This window comes from Ponticoccus sp. (in: a-proteobacteria), assembly GCF_048381735.1.
On the sequence record NZ_JBLXGL010000001.1, the window covers coordinates 617,002 to 631,325 of the forward strand.

Genomic DNA, 14,324 nt, shown 5'->3' on the forward strand with positions numbered 1-14,324 from the left:
GGCACCCAATGAGCGACATCCTGATCGTCGATGACGAACGCGACATCCGGGAACTGATCGGAGACATCCTCGAAGACGAGGGGTTCACCACGCGTCTTGCCGCCAACAGCCAGGAGGCGATGGCCGAGATCAATTCCGAGCCACCGGCACTGCTGATCCTCGACATCTGGCTGAAGGACAGCAAGATGGACGGCATCGACATTCTCAAGACGGTGAAACGGGACAACCCGGATATCCCGGTGGTGATCATCTCGGGGCATGGCAATATCGAGATCGCCGTGGCGGCGATCAAGCAAGGCGCCTACGATTTCATCGAGAAGCCCTTCAATATCGACCAGTTGCTGGTGGTGATCCGCCGCGCGATGGAGACCTCTATCCTGCGCCGCGAGAATGCCACCCTGAAGCGCGGCGACGTGAAGGCGGCCGAGATGATCGGCGACAGCGCCTCTTTCCGCACGCTGGTGGGGCAGCTCGACAAGGTGACCAAGTCGAACGGCCGCGTGATGCTGACCGGCCCGGCGGGCTCGGGCAAGGAGGTGGCGGCGCGCTACATCCACGGCCAGTCGGCGCGCGCCAATGCGCCTTTCGTGACGGTGAACTGCGCCGGCGTCGAACCCGAGATGATGGAGGCCATGCTCTTCGGCCGCGAATCCTCGAAGCGCGGGATCGAGCCGGGCCTGCTGGAGCAGGCGCATGGCGGGGTGATCTACTTCGACGAGGTCGCCGACATGCCCAACGGCACCCAGTCCAAGATCCTGCGCGTGCTGGTGGACCAGCAGTTCACCCGCGTCGGCGGCGCCGACAAGGTGCGGGTCGACCTGCGGGTGATCTCCAGCACCAACCGCGACCTGCAGTCCGAGATCCAGGCCGGGCGCTTCCGCGAAGAGTTGTATCACCGGCTGAACGTGGTGCCGATCGCGGTGCCCTCGCTGGCGGAACGGCGCGAGGATATCCCGGTTCTGGCGCGGCATTTCATCGAAGCCTGTCACAGCGGGCAGGGCCTGCCGATCCGCGAACTGACCGAGGACGCCGTGGCGCTGATGCAGACCATGTCCTGGCCCGGCAACGTGCGGCAGCTGAAGAACCTCGTGGAGCGGGTGCTGATCCTCGGCGACGGCACCGGCCCGATCGAGGCGCGCGAACTGCCGCAGGAAACCACCGGGCGCGACGACGGCGAAGAGCGGGTGGTGCTGTCGGGCACGCTGGCCACGATGCCGCTGCGCGAGGCGCGCGAGGCCTTCGAGCGCGAGTACCTGCTGACGCAGATCAACCGCTTTGGCGGGAACATCTCGCGCACCGCCTCTTTCGTGGGAATGGAACGCTCGGCGCTTCACCGCAAGTTGAAGTCCCTGGGCGTCGTGACCTCGGCAAAATCGGGCGGACGTATTGCCCATGTGGACGATGCCATGCAGGAAGTGTCCTGATTCCAAGGGACAGCCGGAGACAAGGGATATGAACAGAAGACGGTTTTGCAGCCTCCTTTCCGGGGCGGCGCTGGTTGCGGGCTGCGGCATGCCCGCGGACGAGATGGCCCAGTCGCGGGCGGTCATGGCCTTCGCCGAAGGCCGCAGCACCGAAGAGGCCAAGATCGCGGCGCTGACGCGGCGGTTGCTGGACCTCGGGCCGAATGTCTCGTCCGAGGAGGCGGCCCGGGCGGCGCGGATCGCGGTGATGGAGCCGCTGGACTGGGCGGTCGAGTGGCAGGTCACCGACCCGCCGCTGCTGCACAACACCAAGGTCAACAATGGCCTCAGGCCACGCGGGCTGTGCAAGGACTGGGCCGACGATCTGGAAATGCACATGCGGGCACAACGCTTCCAGACCCTCGACCTGCACCGCGCCATCGCCAATTCGCGGAATGTCCGGCTGGAGCATTCCACGCTGATCCTCTCGGCCAAGGGCGACCCGATGGAAAAGGGCCTTGTCCTCGATCCCTGGCGGCAGGGGCAGGGGCGGCTGTACTACGTCGGGGTCACCGAAGACCCGCGCTATGAATGGGACCGCCGTGCCGATGTCTTCGCCTGGAAGCGGCAGTGGCAGGACGAGGCGCGGGCGGAGATCCGCGGCCAGTGACGGGCGCGACGCGGGCCGCCTGCGGTGGCAAGCGCCTTGATACAACGGCCTGCGCAGTCCCGGGCGCCGCGAAGGCGCTTGGCGCCAAACGCGACCGCCGCGCCACGGGGCGGCGGGCTCTGCCACGGCTGGCGTTGACCCGCCGCGCGGGCCGTGTCACTCCGGCAGGGCAATTCCTCGGGGACGGTCCATGAAGGTCATCATTTGCGGCGCGGGGCAGGTCGGCTGGCAGATCGCCCGCCACCTTGCCGGAGAGCGCAACGACGTCACCGTCGTGGACAACAATCCCGACCTCGTGCGGCGCGCCACCGATACGCTGGACGTGCAGGGCATCGCGGGCTTTGCCTCTTACCCGGACGTGCTGGATCAGGCCGGCGCGGGCGATGCCGACATGATCATCGCCGCGACCTATTCGGACGAGGTGAACATGGTCACCTGCCAGGTCGCGCATTCGGTCTTTTCCGTGCCGCGCAAGATCGCCCGCCTGCGCGCCGAAAGCTACCAGAAGGCGCTGTACTCCGACCTGTACCGGCGCGACCACATGCCCATCGACGTGGTCATCAACCCCGAACGCGAGGTGGCCGAGGCCGCCTTTCGCCGCCTCTCCGCCACCGCGGCCTTCGACACCGAAGAGTTCCTGGGCGGCAAGGCCCATCTGATGGGGCTGCTGATCGACGAAGGCTGTCCGATCGTGAACACGCCGCTTCGGCAGCTCACCGACCTGTTCAGCACCCTGCGCGCGGTCGTGGTGGGCATCCGGCGCGACGACACGCTGTTCGCGCCGGAATCCGGCGACCAGCTGTTCGTCGGCGACAGCTGCTATCTCATGGTCCACGACGAGGACGTGCAGCGCGCGCTGGAGATCTTCGGCAAGTCGCAGCGCAAGCAGGAGCGGGTGGTGATCATCGGTGGCGGCAATGTCGGCCTGGCCGTCGCGCGGCGGCTGGAGCAGGGGCCGCGCCGCATCCGCGTCAAGGTGATCGAGCGCAACCGCTCGATCGCCGAACGGGCGGCCGAGGATCTGGAACGCACCATCGTGCTGCACGGCGACGGGCTCGATTCGGCGCTGCTGGCCGAGGCCGGTGTCTCGCGCTCGGACGCGACGCTCTGCGTGACCGACGACGACAAGGTGAACACGCTGGCCGCCGTGCGCGCCAAGGCGGCGGGCTGTCCCATGGTGATCGCGCTGATCAACGACCCGACGCTGGTGCCGCTGATGGATGCGCTGGACATCGACGCCTACATCAACCCGCGCGCCACCACCGTCAGCTCTATCCTGCGCCACATCCGCCATGGCCGCGTCAGCGCGGTCTATTCCATCGGCGACGCCGAGGCCGAGGTGATCGAGGCAGAGGTCATGTCGACCTCGCCGATCTCGGGCTCGCTGATCCGCGAGATCGACTTTCCCGAAGGCGTGCTGGTGGGCGCCGTGGGCCGGGGCGACCAGATGCTGAAACCCACCGGCGCCCTGCGGATCGAAGAGGGGGACAAGATCGTGATCTTCGCCCTGTCGGGTGACGTGCCGGAGGTCGAGCGCCTGTTGCAGGTCTCGATCGATTTCTTCTGATGCTGGGCATCCTCTCGCGCCTGCCGTTCTTCCTGTCCATCATGGGGCTGGCCTTCCTGTCGATGCTGGTGCCCGCGGGTTATGCGCTGGCCATCGAGGAATTCCACGACGCGCGCAGCTTCTTCTACGGCACGGTCCTCGGGCTGACGCTGACGGCGCTGATGGGGTTGGCGCTGGGGAACCGGGACCACAACCGGTCGGCCCTGCGGCTGCTGCTGCAACTGGCGGCCAGCTTCCTGATCCTGCCCGCGCTCATGGCGATTCCCTTCCACGAGGCGGTGCGCAACACCACCTACGTCAGCGCCTATTTCGAGATGGTCTCGAGCATGACCACCACCGGCGCGACGATCTTCGATGCGGCGCGGCTGTCGGGGCCGGAACACCTGTGGCGCGCGCAGGTCGGCTGGATGGGCGGCCTTCTGATGTGGATCGCTGCCTCGGCCATCCTGGCGCCGCTGGCGCTGGGGGGCTTCGAGGTGACCGCCAGCGGCGAGCCGGGGCAGACCATCCTCGACGGCTCTGCCCGCAGCGGCACCGGCACGCCCGGCCAGCGGGTCTGGCGCGCCACAGAGGTGCTGGTGCCGATCTACGCGGGGCTGACGCTGGGGCTCGCGGTGATGCTGCTGGTGGCGGGCGACCCGCCGCTGGTGGCGCTCAGCCATGCCATGGCGGTGCTGTCCACCTCCGGCATCACGCCGCTGGCCTCGCTGGGCGCCGCGCCCAGCGGTCTGGCCGGAGAGATGATCCTCTTCTGCTTTCTCTTCTTCGCGCTGTCGCGGCTGACGTTTTCCTCTGACACGCGCAACGGGCAAAGCCTTTGGTACGACCCGGAATTCCGCATGGGTATCCTGCTGGTCGCCGCCGTGCCCGCCGCGCTCTTTGTCCGGCACTGGGCCGGGGCCTTCGACGTCGGGCAGGAACAGGACTGGGTCACCGGCGTGCGGGCGCTGTGGGGCGCGCTGTTCACCGCGATGTCCTTCCTGTCGACCACCGGCTTCCTGTCGGGCGACTGGGACACCGCGCGGGCCTGGTCGGGGCTGCCGACGCCGGGGATCATCCTGATGGGCCTCGCGGTCATCGGCGGCGGCGTGGCGACCACGGCGGGCGGCGTCAAGCTGCTGCGGGTCTACACCCTTTACGCCAACGGCCTGCGCGAGATGGAGCGGCTGATTCACCCCTCGTCGGTGGGGCGTGCGGGGCTGATGGGGCGCCGCACCCGGCGCGAGGGCGCCTTCATCGCATGGGTCGTGTTCATGCTCTTTGCCATCATGATCGCCGCCCTGACGCTGATCTTCGGCAGCTACGGGCTGACCTTCGAAGAGGCGACGGTGGTCGCGGTCGTGGCGCTGTCCAACACCGGACCGCTTGCGCAATACGCCGCCGCCGAACCGATCAACATGAGCGCGTGGCTCTGGGACACCAAGCTGATCATGTGCCTTGCCATGGTGCTGGGGCGGCTGGAACTGCTGGCCTTCATCGTCATGCTGACCCCGGAAAGCTGGCGGGAATGAGCGCGGCGTGCCCGGCGGGTCGCAAGTTGATGCGCGATTTCGCTTTTCGGCTGGAAACTCCCCGCCGGGCGCGACATACTCTGTCCGACGAGGGCGCCCGAGCGGGGCGCAAGGCAAGAATAAAGGCAAGTCAATGGCTTCTGACAGACAGAACCTTCAGGACGCGTTTCTCAATCACGTCCGCAAGACGAAGGTTCCGGTAACGGTCTTTCTCATCAACGGGGTGAAGCTGCAGGGCGTGATCACCTGGTTCGACAATTTCTGCGTGCTGCTGCGCCGGGACGGCCAGTCCCAGCTGGTCTACAAGCACGCGATCTCGACCATCATGCCAAGCCAGCCGATCAACCTGTATGACGGCGAAGGGGACGCGTGAAGGAACACGCTCCGCATGTGACCCGGGCATGGGTCGTGCATCCCGACATCAAGAGCGACCCGAACCGCCGGGACGCGCGCATGGCCTTGGAAGAAGCCGTGTCGCTGGCGCATGCCCTGCCGGGGCTTGAAATCGTCGGCTCCGAAGTCGTGCCCCTGCCGCGCCCCCATGCCGGGGCGCTGTTCGGCACCGGCAAGATCGCCGAACTGAAAGACCGCTTCCACGATGCCGAGGTCGAGCTGGTGCTGGTGGACGGTCCCGTCTCTCCGGTGCAGCAGCGCAATCTTGAAAAAGAGTGGAAGGTCAAGCTTCTGGACCGCACCGGGCTGATCCTCGAGATCTTCTCGGATCGCGCCGCCACCCGCGAGGGGGTCTTGCAGGTCGAGATGGCGGCGCTGTCCTATCAGCGCACGCGGCTGGTCCGCGCCTGGACCCACCTTGAACGGCAGCGCGGCGGGCTTGGCTTTGTCGGCGGCCCGGGCGAGACCCAGATCGAGGCCGACCGCCGCGCCATCGACGAGCAGATGGTGCGCCTGCGCCGCCAGCTGGACAAGGTTGTCCGGACGCGCGAACTGCACCGCAAGGCGCGCGCCAAGGTGCCCTATCCCATTGTCGCGCTGGTGGGCTATACCAACGCCGGCAAGTCGACGCTGTTCAACCGCCTGACCGGCGCCGAAGTCATGGCCAAGGACATGCTCTTCGCGACGCTGGACCCGACCATGCGCGCGGTGCGCCTGCCCACCGGCGCCGACGTGATCCTGTCGGACACCGTGGGCTTCATCTCGGACCTGCCGACGCAGCTGGTCGCCGCCTTCCGCGCCACGCTCGAAGAGGTGCTGGCGGCGGATGTGATCGTGCATGTGCGCGATATCTCGCACCCCGAATCCGAGGCGCAGGCCGAGGATGTGAACGCGATCCTCGCCGAGCTGGGCCTCGACGAGGAAACCCCGCGACTGGAGCTTTGGAACAAGCTCGACCGGCTGGACCCGGAGGGGGCCGAGGCGGTGGCCCTGCGGGCCGAGCGCGATGAGGCGGTCTTTGCGGTCTCGGCCCTGACCGGGGCCGGACTGGACGGCTTTCTGGAAGCGGTGACGGCGGCGCTGGGGGAAGAGACCCGGCAGGACAGGGTGCGCCTGGGCTTCGGCGCGGGCCGCCGCCGGGCGTGGCTGTTCGAGAAGGGGCTGGTCGAGGCCGAGACGCAGGACGAGGACGGCTATCTGCTGACCGTGAAGTGGTCCGCCGCCGACCGCGCCCGCTTCGACTCGATGGAGTAGGGCAGGCAGCGCTCCGGGGGCCGGGCATGGTCCGGCTGCCGGGATGTGGCTACGGCCTGATTGCCTTGCGTGGCGCCACTTTGCCTTGGCCCGCAGCCCTGACCGTGACCTCGCGGCCCTGCGTCTGATCTCGACGCGCTGGCCGCTGCCGTCCCGCTCAGGCCGTCCTTGCGGGGCGGACCGGGGTCTTCCCGATCCCCAGTTCGACGCGGCCCTGCGATTGGCTTCGATATGCTGACCGTCGCGCTCCAGCGCAGGCTGACCTTGCGGGGCGGGCCAAGGCCTGTCAGATCACCGGTTCGCCGAGCCCCAGCATCCACTGCGCCGCCTCCAGCCGCGCCGCCTGTCGGCGCGAGGGCATGACGGGGGTGTTGGCCCAGACCCCGAGCGCGAAGGCCTGTTGCAGGAACAGCCGCGCCTGCGGTGTGGCGATCTCCCGGCCATAGCCCTGCCGCAGGGCCGTCAGCGCCGTTTCCCGCCCGGTCGCGCCCGGCGTTAGGACGCAGAGGTCCAGCGCCAGCGTGAAGAGGTCGCGCAGGGGTTCGTCCTCGCGGGTGTTCTCGAAGTCAATGCCCCAGACAGCGCCTCCACCGGTTACGAGATTCGCAAGGGTCATGTCCCGATGGGTCACCGCGCGGCAGGCGGGCGAGCCGCGCGCCGCCCTTGCCAGCGGGGTCAGCGCATCGATCCGCGCGGCGAAACCCTCGGGCTCGGGCAGAACGCGGGCGCCTGAGCGGACCGCCTCCTTCAGGCGCGCGGCCCATGCCAGATGGCCCGCGGGCCGGAAGGGATGTGCGCGCAGGCTGAGATCGTGGAAGGCCGCCAGCCAGCCGCCCGCCTGCGCCGCAACCGCCGCGCCGCCTTCGCCCAGGGTCCGCAGGCTCTCGCCGCCCGGGTCGGTCATGATCAGCGCGTTGCGCGCCGCGTCGAAGCCCAGCACCGCGGGCACCCGCCAGGCCCCGTGGGCCATCGCGGCGGCGACCTCGGCCTGTCGCGCCGCCTGCGCCGTGGCCCGGGCCGCGTTGCCCGGCCCCCAGACCTTTGCCACGGTGGGTTGCGGCCCGCCCGCCACGCGGAAGACGGTCGCCCGCAGGGGTTTGGTCAGGGGTTTGAGCGGCGTCAGCGTCACCGCCCGTCGCGGCCAGAGCGTCCCCAGCGCCGCAAGCGCCACAGCAAGGGCCTTTTCGCCATCGAGATGGGTGGGCAGGCCGCTCACCAAGGCCCTTGCCGCCTCACTTCGGGACGAGTCGCGTGATGCCGACCGAGGCGGCGCGCGCGAGGTCGATGTCCAGCGACATGGGGATGTATTCGCCGCGCCGCCACAGCTGCCCGAGGTCGTCGTAGTGCCGCGACAGCGGGTGGCCGGATTGCCCGGTGGCATTGATGAAGACCGAAGAGTCCGGATCTGCGAAGTCGTAGACGCCGCGATAGCCCGCGCCATGGACGTTCTGGAAGGGCGCCGGGTCTTTCCCCGAGGTGCGCCCGCGCATCAGCGTGTGATCGCCACCCGAGGTGCTTTGGCGGATGTTCACGAAGTAGCGCAGCAGCGGCACCTCGCCCAGCACCGGGTGTTCGTGCACGGCGGCATGGGCATCGCCCCAGCGCAGGCTTTCCAGCGCCGATCCGTGGTGTTCGGCGATCCACAGCAGCGCGTCGTCCAGCGCCAGCCGCGCGATGTCCGAGCAGGTCTCGACCTCGGCAGAGCGGATCACGTCGCACCAGACCCCGGCGCCGTTCACGTTGCGGAAGACCCGCTCGATGAACAGCGGTTCGACATGGTCGAAGTCCTCGGCCAGCGGTCCCAGCTCGTCGCGGATCAGCCGGTCCTGCAGGGCGCGCAGCCAGGCTGCGTAGATCAGCGGTTCGGGCAGGTGTTCGGACATCTCGCCGTTCCAGTCGGCCAGCAGGTCCAGCGCGCGCTGGCGGCGGCGCTCGGGCGTGCCCTCTTCGGCGGCCTCGCCGGTGAACCACAGGTCGCGCCCGATCAGCGGCAGCAGGGTGCGGGCGGCGGGCGACACGGTGTCCAGCTGCGCCTCGATGAAGCTGTCGCGGGTATGCACCTTGCGGCCCTGCATCAGCCCCTGCCAGCGCTGCACCCGCTGGCTGTCGCCCCAGTCAAAGCTGACGTGGTTGGGGAAGGGCCGGTCGATGACCTTGTTGTTGGTATTGCCGACGATGCCGCCCTCGGGGGCGAGGAACTCGGGGTTGGCGGAGTAGGGCATGACCCCCTGCCAGCGGTTCTGTTCCAGCCAGCCGGGCGAGGGCAGGCGCCCCCGGCTCTGGTGCGCGGGATCGCGGCGCGGCATGGCGCCGACCATCTTCATCGCCACCATCTCGTCGTCGATCAGCGTCAGGTTCTGTGCGGGCGCCACGTAGAGCCGCGAGACCTCGATCGCCTCTTCCACGGACTGCGCCATCATCAGCCCCACCGCCGCCGAGGCCGAGGTGTCCTCGCCCGAGAGCGCGGTCCAGGACAGCGACATGACATGGCCCTCGGGCGTCACGTCTTCCAGGTTGAACTGCGAGCCGGGCAGCACCGGGCCGTTTTCCGTCCAGCGCAGGGTGATGGTGATCGGGGCCGCGTCCTTGATCTCGATGATCGACTTGCGGGTGCGGAAGGGGACATAGCCCTCGGGGCTGCGCACCTCTTCAGGGTTCTCGGGGTTCACCTCTTCGAAGTGCAGGTCCTGATCGTCCATATAGGCCGAGGTGATGCCCCATGCGAGGTTCTCCGACCGCCCCACCATGATCGCGGGGATGCCGGGAATGGATCCGCCGATGACGCCGCCGGATTGCAGTTGCAGCCGCGCCAGATACCAGATCGACGGCGCGGTGAAGCCAAGGTGCGGGTCGTTGGCCATCAGCGTTCCGCCGCCGGCAGAGCGCGAGGCCGCCGCCGCCCAGACGTTGGAGGCGCCCGCCAGACCGCGCTCGGGCACGGCGGCCAGAAAGCGCGGCATCTCCTTGCCGGGCAGGGCCGCGTGACGTTGCAGCGGCGCCGGCAGCAGGCTGGCGTAAGAGGGCAGGGCCGCGACGCCGGACCCGGGCATATCCGGCAGGATGTCGGCCAGCCGGTCGGGATCGTCCAGCAGCCACGAGGTCCGGGCGCGCAGCACCTCTTCGGACATATGCGCCGAGAGTTGCAGCGCCATCAGCTTGATCAGGGCGATGGAATCGGCGGGTTGCCACGGCGCCATGGGCGCGTCGAAGAGGAACAGTTCCGGTGCCCCGCGCCCGAGGCTTTCGGTGTTGATCTCGGTGATCCGTGCATTGACCCCGGCCGCATAGGCGCGCAGCGCGTCCGTTGTGCGCGCGTCCTGCGCCTGCACCGACTGCCGCGCCAGCGCGTAAAGGTCGAGCCGCCGCAGCAGCGTGTCGGTGCGCACCGTGCGTTCGCCGAAGATCTCGGACAGGCGGCCCTGCGCGGTGCGGCGCAGCACGATCATCTGCCACAGGCGGTCCTGCGCATGGGCGTAGCCGAGGCCAAAGAAGGCATCCGCGTCGCTTTCGGCAAGAATGTGCGGCACGCCGGAATTGTCGCGCACGATCTCGACTTCGGCGGCGGCGCCCGAGACGCTCAGCGTCTTGTCGTAATCGGGCAGCGACCGCGAGGCGAGGTAATAGGCCACCCCGATGCCCAGAACGCTCAGCACCACCGCGGCGGTGGCCAGTCGCAGAAGCCATCGGAACAGAACCGCCATTTGCACGCGCCTTGTATTGGGGTAGGTGGGGCAGGGACGGGATTAACGTGCCTGCCGGGGCTTGCCAAGAGGCGCGCCGGGCGGGCCTGACGGAGGACCAACGACAATGGCAAAGGTTGCATTTCTCGGGCTTGGGGTCATGGGCTACCCGATGGCGGGTTATCTCGCCAGGGCCGGTCACGAGGTGACGGTCTACAACCGCACCGCGGCAAAGGCCGAAAAATGGGTTGCAGAGCATGGCGGTGCCAGCGCCGCGACCCCGCGCGAGGCCGCCAGCGGCGCGGATTTCGTCATGGCCTGCGTCGGCAACGACGACGACCTGCGCTCTGTCTGCACCGGCGCCGACGGCGCCTTTGCCGGCATGGCGGAGGGCAGCACCTTCGTCGACCACACCACCGTCTCAGCCATGGTCACCGCCGAGCTGTTCCAGCAGGCGCGCGAGGCCGGGATCGCCTTCGTGGACGCGCCTGTCTCTGGCGGGCAGGCGGGCGCCGAGAACGGACAACTTGTCGTAATGTGCGGCGGCGATCAGGCCGCCTTCGATGCCGCCAAGCCGCTGATCGACAGCTATGCCAAGCTGTGCAACCGCCTTGGCGAAAGCGGTGCCGGGCAATTGTGCAAGATGGTCAATCAGATCTGCATCGCCGGGCTGGTGCAGGGCCTGTCCGAAGGGCTGCATTTCGCGCAGAAGGCGGGCCTTGACGGGCGCGCGGTGGTCGAGGTCATCGGCGGCGGCGCCGCCGGGTCCTGGCAGATGGTCAACCGCTTCGAGACAATGCTGGACGACAAGTTCGACCACGGCTTTGCCGTCGACTGGATGCGCAAGGATCTGGGCATCTGCCTGAACACCGCGGATGAGGTCGGGGCCTCGCTGCCCGTCACTGCCCTGGTGGATCAGTTCTACAAGGACGTGCAGAAGCTGGGCGGCGGGCGCTGGGACACCTCTGCGCTGATCAAGCGGCTGAACGCCCTCGGCTGATCGGTTCGGGCGCCTCGCCCTTACCCCGAGGCACCGAAGCCCCGCCAGACCGGCGGGGCTTCGAAGGCAATGGTTTGGCTGAAGGCTGGCGGGTTTCGGCGGGATGCCGTCGGCCCGGAACGGGCGGCTACATTCCCCACCAGCGCAGGGTCTGCACCAGATGGATGTCGATGGTTTCCTCGACCCGGCGCAGATCGCGCGCTTCCATGGCGGCGATGATGTCCAGATGCTCTTCCATCGCCGAGGTGATCCGGTCCATCAGGAACGGCCGGGTCTGCTGGATCACCGCGATCCGGTCGCGGTTCTGCCGGTAGGCCTCTTGCAGGTAGGGGTTGTCCAGCCCCTCTGACAGCGCGTTGTGCAGGCTGAGGTCGACGCCGATGGCGAGCGTGCCGGTGGCCGTCGGATCCCCCGCCCGCGCGCGCGCCAGCAGGTCTTCGTGCGTCCGGCGCAGCCCTTCCGCCGGAAAGGGCGCCTCTGTCAGCAGGATCCGCCGCGCGCCTTCGCGCTCCAGCGCCGAGCGCATGTCCATGCAGGTTCGCGTGGTCCGGGGGCCCGCATCCATCACGGTGATTCCCCGTTTGGGCCGGATGCTGAGCAGGGCGCGGGCCTCTGCCAGCTTCGTTGCCTCGCGGATCGCGGCGATGGGATAGTCCAGCCTGCGCGACAGCTCTGGCATGGAAAAGAAGGCCCCGGCTTCCAGCGCGCCGCTGCGGAGCGCCGAAAGGAGCGCGTCAAATGCCTGATCTGCCAGCGGTTTTTGCATTTCGTCCATGCCTGTCTCACTCTCCTGAACTGCTTGACGCTATCACGGCATTATCAAAATACCACGAAAGGTCTTGATTGGCATTCCGCATTGTCTGACAGATGAAATCCCATCTAACATTTTAGAAGATAGCTCAATTGCGATGGCAAACAAGCCCGGGTCCCCCGGGCGGGCATGTCGAAACGGTAGGGAGGCCGATATGACAAGCGAGACACAGAGGACACTGGACCCGGAGGAGGAGATTGCCGGATCCGAGGGCATGCGGATGCCGCATATCTACGTCATTCTATTCGTCTTCACCGCGCTTGCCGCGCTGGCGACGCATTTCATTCCGGCGGGCGTCTTCGACCGCGTGACCCTGCCCAACGGGCGCAGCGCCATCGACCCCGAGAGCTACCGGCAGGTGGCCCCGACCCCGGTCGGGCTGGAGGATTTCATGATGGCGGTGCCGCGCGGGCTCGCCGATGCCTCGGTCGTGGTGTTCTTCACCTTCATCATCGGCGGCATGTTCATGGTGATCCGGCGCACCGGCGTGATCGACGTCGCGGTGGACAAGCTGACACGGCGGTTCGCGGCGCGCTCGATCCTGATCCTGCCGGTGCTCATGGTGACCTTCGCCGTGGTGGCGACGCTGATCGGCACGCAGGAGCTTGCGCTGGTCTACGTGCCGGTGATCCTGCCGCTGATGATCGCCCTGCGCTTCGACAGCGTGACGGCGGTGGCGGTGGCGCTGCTGGCGACGACGGCGGGTTTCACCTCGGGCGTTCTCAACCCGATCAACACCGGCCTCGGCCAGTCCATCGCCGAGGTGCCGCTGTACTCCGGCGCCGGTCTGCGGGCCGCTCTTTTCGTCGCCTTGCTGGGCGCCGCGGTGATCCATGTCACCCGCTACGCCAGCAAGGTCCGTGCCAATCCCGCAGCAAGCCTGATGGCCGGCACCGCGCGCGAGGAAGAGAAGCGCCGCCTGTACCAGACCGCAGAGATCGGCGCGGCGCTGCAATTCACTCCGCGCCAGTTCCGCGCCGGTCTGGTGGCGCTGGCTTTCTTCGGTGTCATGATCTGGGGCGTGCTGACGCGCGGCTGGTTCATGATGGAGATGGCGGGGCTCTTCGTGCTCATGGGGATCACGGTCGGGCTTGTGGCCGGGCTCACCACCACGAAAATCTGCGAGGCCTTCAACGAAGGGTTCCGCGACGTGCTGGTGGGCGCGATCATCGTCGGGCTGGCGCGCGCCGTGGCCGTGATGCTGGAGCAGGGGCAGGTGATGGACACGCTGGTGCTGGGGCTTGGCGACCTCGTGGGTTCGTTCCCCGACACGCTGTCGGCGGTGGGCATGTTCCTTGCGCAGCTGGGGTTCAACTTCGTGATCCCGTCGGGCTCGGGCCAGGCTCTGGTGACCATGCCGATCATGGCGCCGCTGTCGGACATCATCGGCGTGACCCGCCAGAACGCGGTGCTGTCCTACCAGCTTGGCGATGGCCTTTCGAACATCCTTTACCCGACGTCGGGGTACTTCATGGCGACGCTGGCGCTTGGCGGGGTCGGCTGGGATCGCTGGATCCGCTTCTTCCTGCCGCTCTTCGCGGTCTGGGTCGCCATCGCCGTGGGCTTCGTGGTCTTTGCACAGGCAACCGGCTGGATCGGGTAGGCCGGTCCGCAACGGAACGCCAAAGGGCGCCGCCATCCGCGGCGCCCTTCTTTTTGTCATCCACGCCGGGGACTGGGGATAAAGCGCAATTTCAGCATTGTGTTCTTGGTGCCTCAGACGTTATGTTGGCTTTCAGGCAGGCTGTCTTCAGGACAGCGCCGACCAGTTTCGCTGCCTCAAAGCCCGGACCAATCCGCTTTCTGGCAGACCGATCCGGCCGCAAGGCCAAAGAACCGAGCCCGGACCGCTTCTTGCGACGGGTTTCATGAACGGGCGCAGCCGAGGCATGGACCATGCCGCGGTATAGCGTCGGAGAAGAACCGCGATGAAGCGCGCGACAGACATGAGGCACGAGGACAGGAGCGTCTGCGCCCCTCGTGACGGTGCGCTACCTCTCGCCCTGACAAGACACAGTCCCCACGCGCCGCGACC

General features: G+C 67.9%; 11 protein-coding genes. 8 read left to right on the forward strand and 3 right to left on the reverse strand.

Annotated features, from left to right (window positions below; all coding sequences use genetic code 11):
- The first annotated feature begins 8 nt into the window (after positions 1-8).
- The 6 genes from ACN5KJ_RS02930 (at position 9) to hflX (ending at position 6,798) form a co-directional block, all read left to right on the forward strand.
- Entirely contained in the window at positions 9-1,424 is a 1,416-nt protein-coding gene (locus ACN5KJ_RS02930) for a sigma-54-dependent transcriptional regulator (protein WP_418591988.1), read from the forward strand.
- Positions 1,425-1,452: 28 nt separating this feature from the next.
- Complete coding sequence (locus ACN5KJ_RS02935; RefSeq protein WP_418591989.1) at positions 1,453-2,073, forward strand: hypothetical protein; 621 nt, start codon at positions 1,453-1,455, stop codon at positions 2,071-2,073.
- Positions 2,074-2,263: 190 nt separating this feature from the next.
- On the forward strand, positions 2,264-3,640 hold the full coding sequence (gene trkA / locus ACN5KJ_RS02940) for a Trk system potassium transporter TrkA (protein ID WP_418591990.1): 1,377 nt from the start codon (positions 2,264-2,266) through the stop codon (positions 3,638-3,640).
- On the forward strand, positions 3,640-5,151 hold the full coding sequence (locus ACN5KJ_RS02945) for a TrkH family potassium uptake protein (RefSeq protein WP_347167481.1): 1,512 nt from the start codon (positions 3,640-3,642) through the stop codon (positions 5,149-5,151). Before trkA ends, ACN5KJ_RS02945 begins: the two co-directional genes overlap by 1 nt.
- Before the next feature lie 133 nt (positions 5,152-5,284).
- Entirely contained in the window at positions 5,285-5,524 is a 240-nt protein-coding gene (hfq, locus tag ACN5KJ_RS02950; RefSeq protein WP_023849333.1) for an RNA chaperone Hfq, read from the forward strand.
- Between the two features lie 17 nt (positions 5,525-5,541).
- A complete protein-coding gene (gene hflX / locus ACN5KJ_RS02955; RefSeq protein WP_347168053.1) occupies positions 5,542-6,798 on the forward strand; it encodes a GTPase HflX in 1,257 nt (418 codons plus the stop codon).
- A 286-nt stretch (positions 6,799-7,084) separates the two neighbouring features.
- Here hflX and ACN5KJ_RS02960 read toward each other — a convergent pair whose 3' ends face one another.
- A complete protein-coding gene (locus ACN5KJ_RS02960; RefSeq protein WP_418591991.1) occupies positions 7,085-8,014 on the reverse strand; it encodes an aminoglycoside phosphotransferase family protein in 930 nt (309 codons plus the stop codon).
- Between the two features lie 16 nt (positions 8,015-8,030).
- Positions 8,031-10,499 carry a penicillin acylase family protein gene (locus ACN5KJ_RS02965; RefSeq protein ID WP_347167484.1) on the reverse strand — a complete coding sequence of 823 codons (2,469 nt, stop codon included), beginning with the start codon at positions 10,497-10,499 and terminating at the stop codon, positions 8,031-8,033.
- Between the two features lie 106 nt (positions 10,500-10,605).
- On the opposite strand from ACN5KJ_RS02965, the gene ACN5KJ_RS02970 reads away from it, so the two are divergent.
- A complete protein-coding gene (locus ACN5KJ_RS02970) occupies positions 10,606-11,478 on the forward strand; it encodes an NAD(P)-dependent oxidoreductase (protein ID WP_418591992.1) in 873 nt (290 codons plus the stop codon).
- A 127-nt stretch (positions 11,479-11,605) separates the two neighbouring features.
- Here the strand turns inward: ACN5KJ_RS02970 and ACN5KJ_RS02975 are convergent, their stop codons facing one another.
- Positions 11,606-12,253: a GntR family transcriptional regulator gene (locus tag ACN5KJ_RS02975; RefSeq protein ID WP_418591993.1), complete on the reverse strand. Its 648-nt coding sequence runs from the start codon at positions 12,251-12,253 to the stop codon at positions 11,606-11,608.
- Between the two features lie 190 nt (positions 12,254-12,443).
- On the opposite strand from ACN5KJ_RS02975, the gene ACN5KJ_RS02980 reads away from it, so the two are divergent.
- Entirely contained in the window at positions 12,444-13,892 is a 1,449-nt protein-coding gene (locus ACN5KJ_RS02980; RefSeq protein WP_418591994.1) for a YfcC family protein, read from the forward strand.
- The last annotated feature ends 432 nt before the right edge of the window (positions 13,893-14,324 follow it).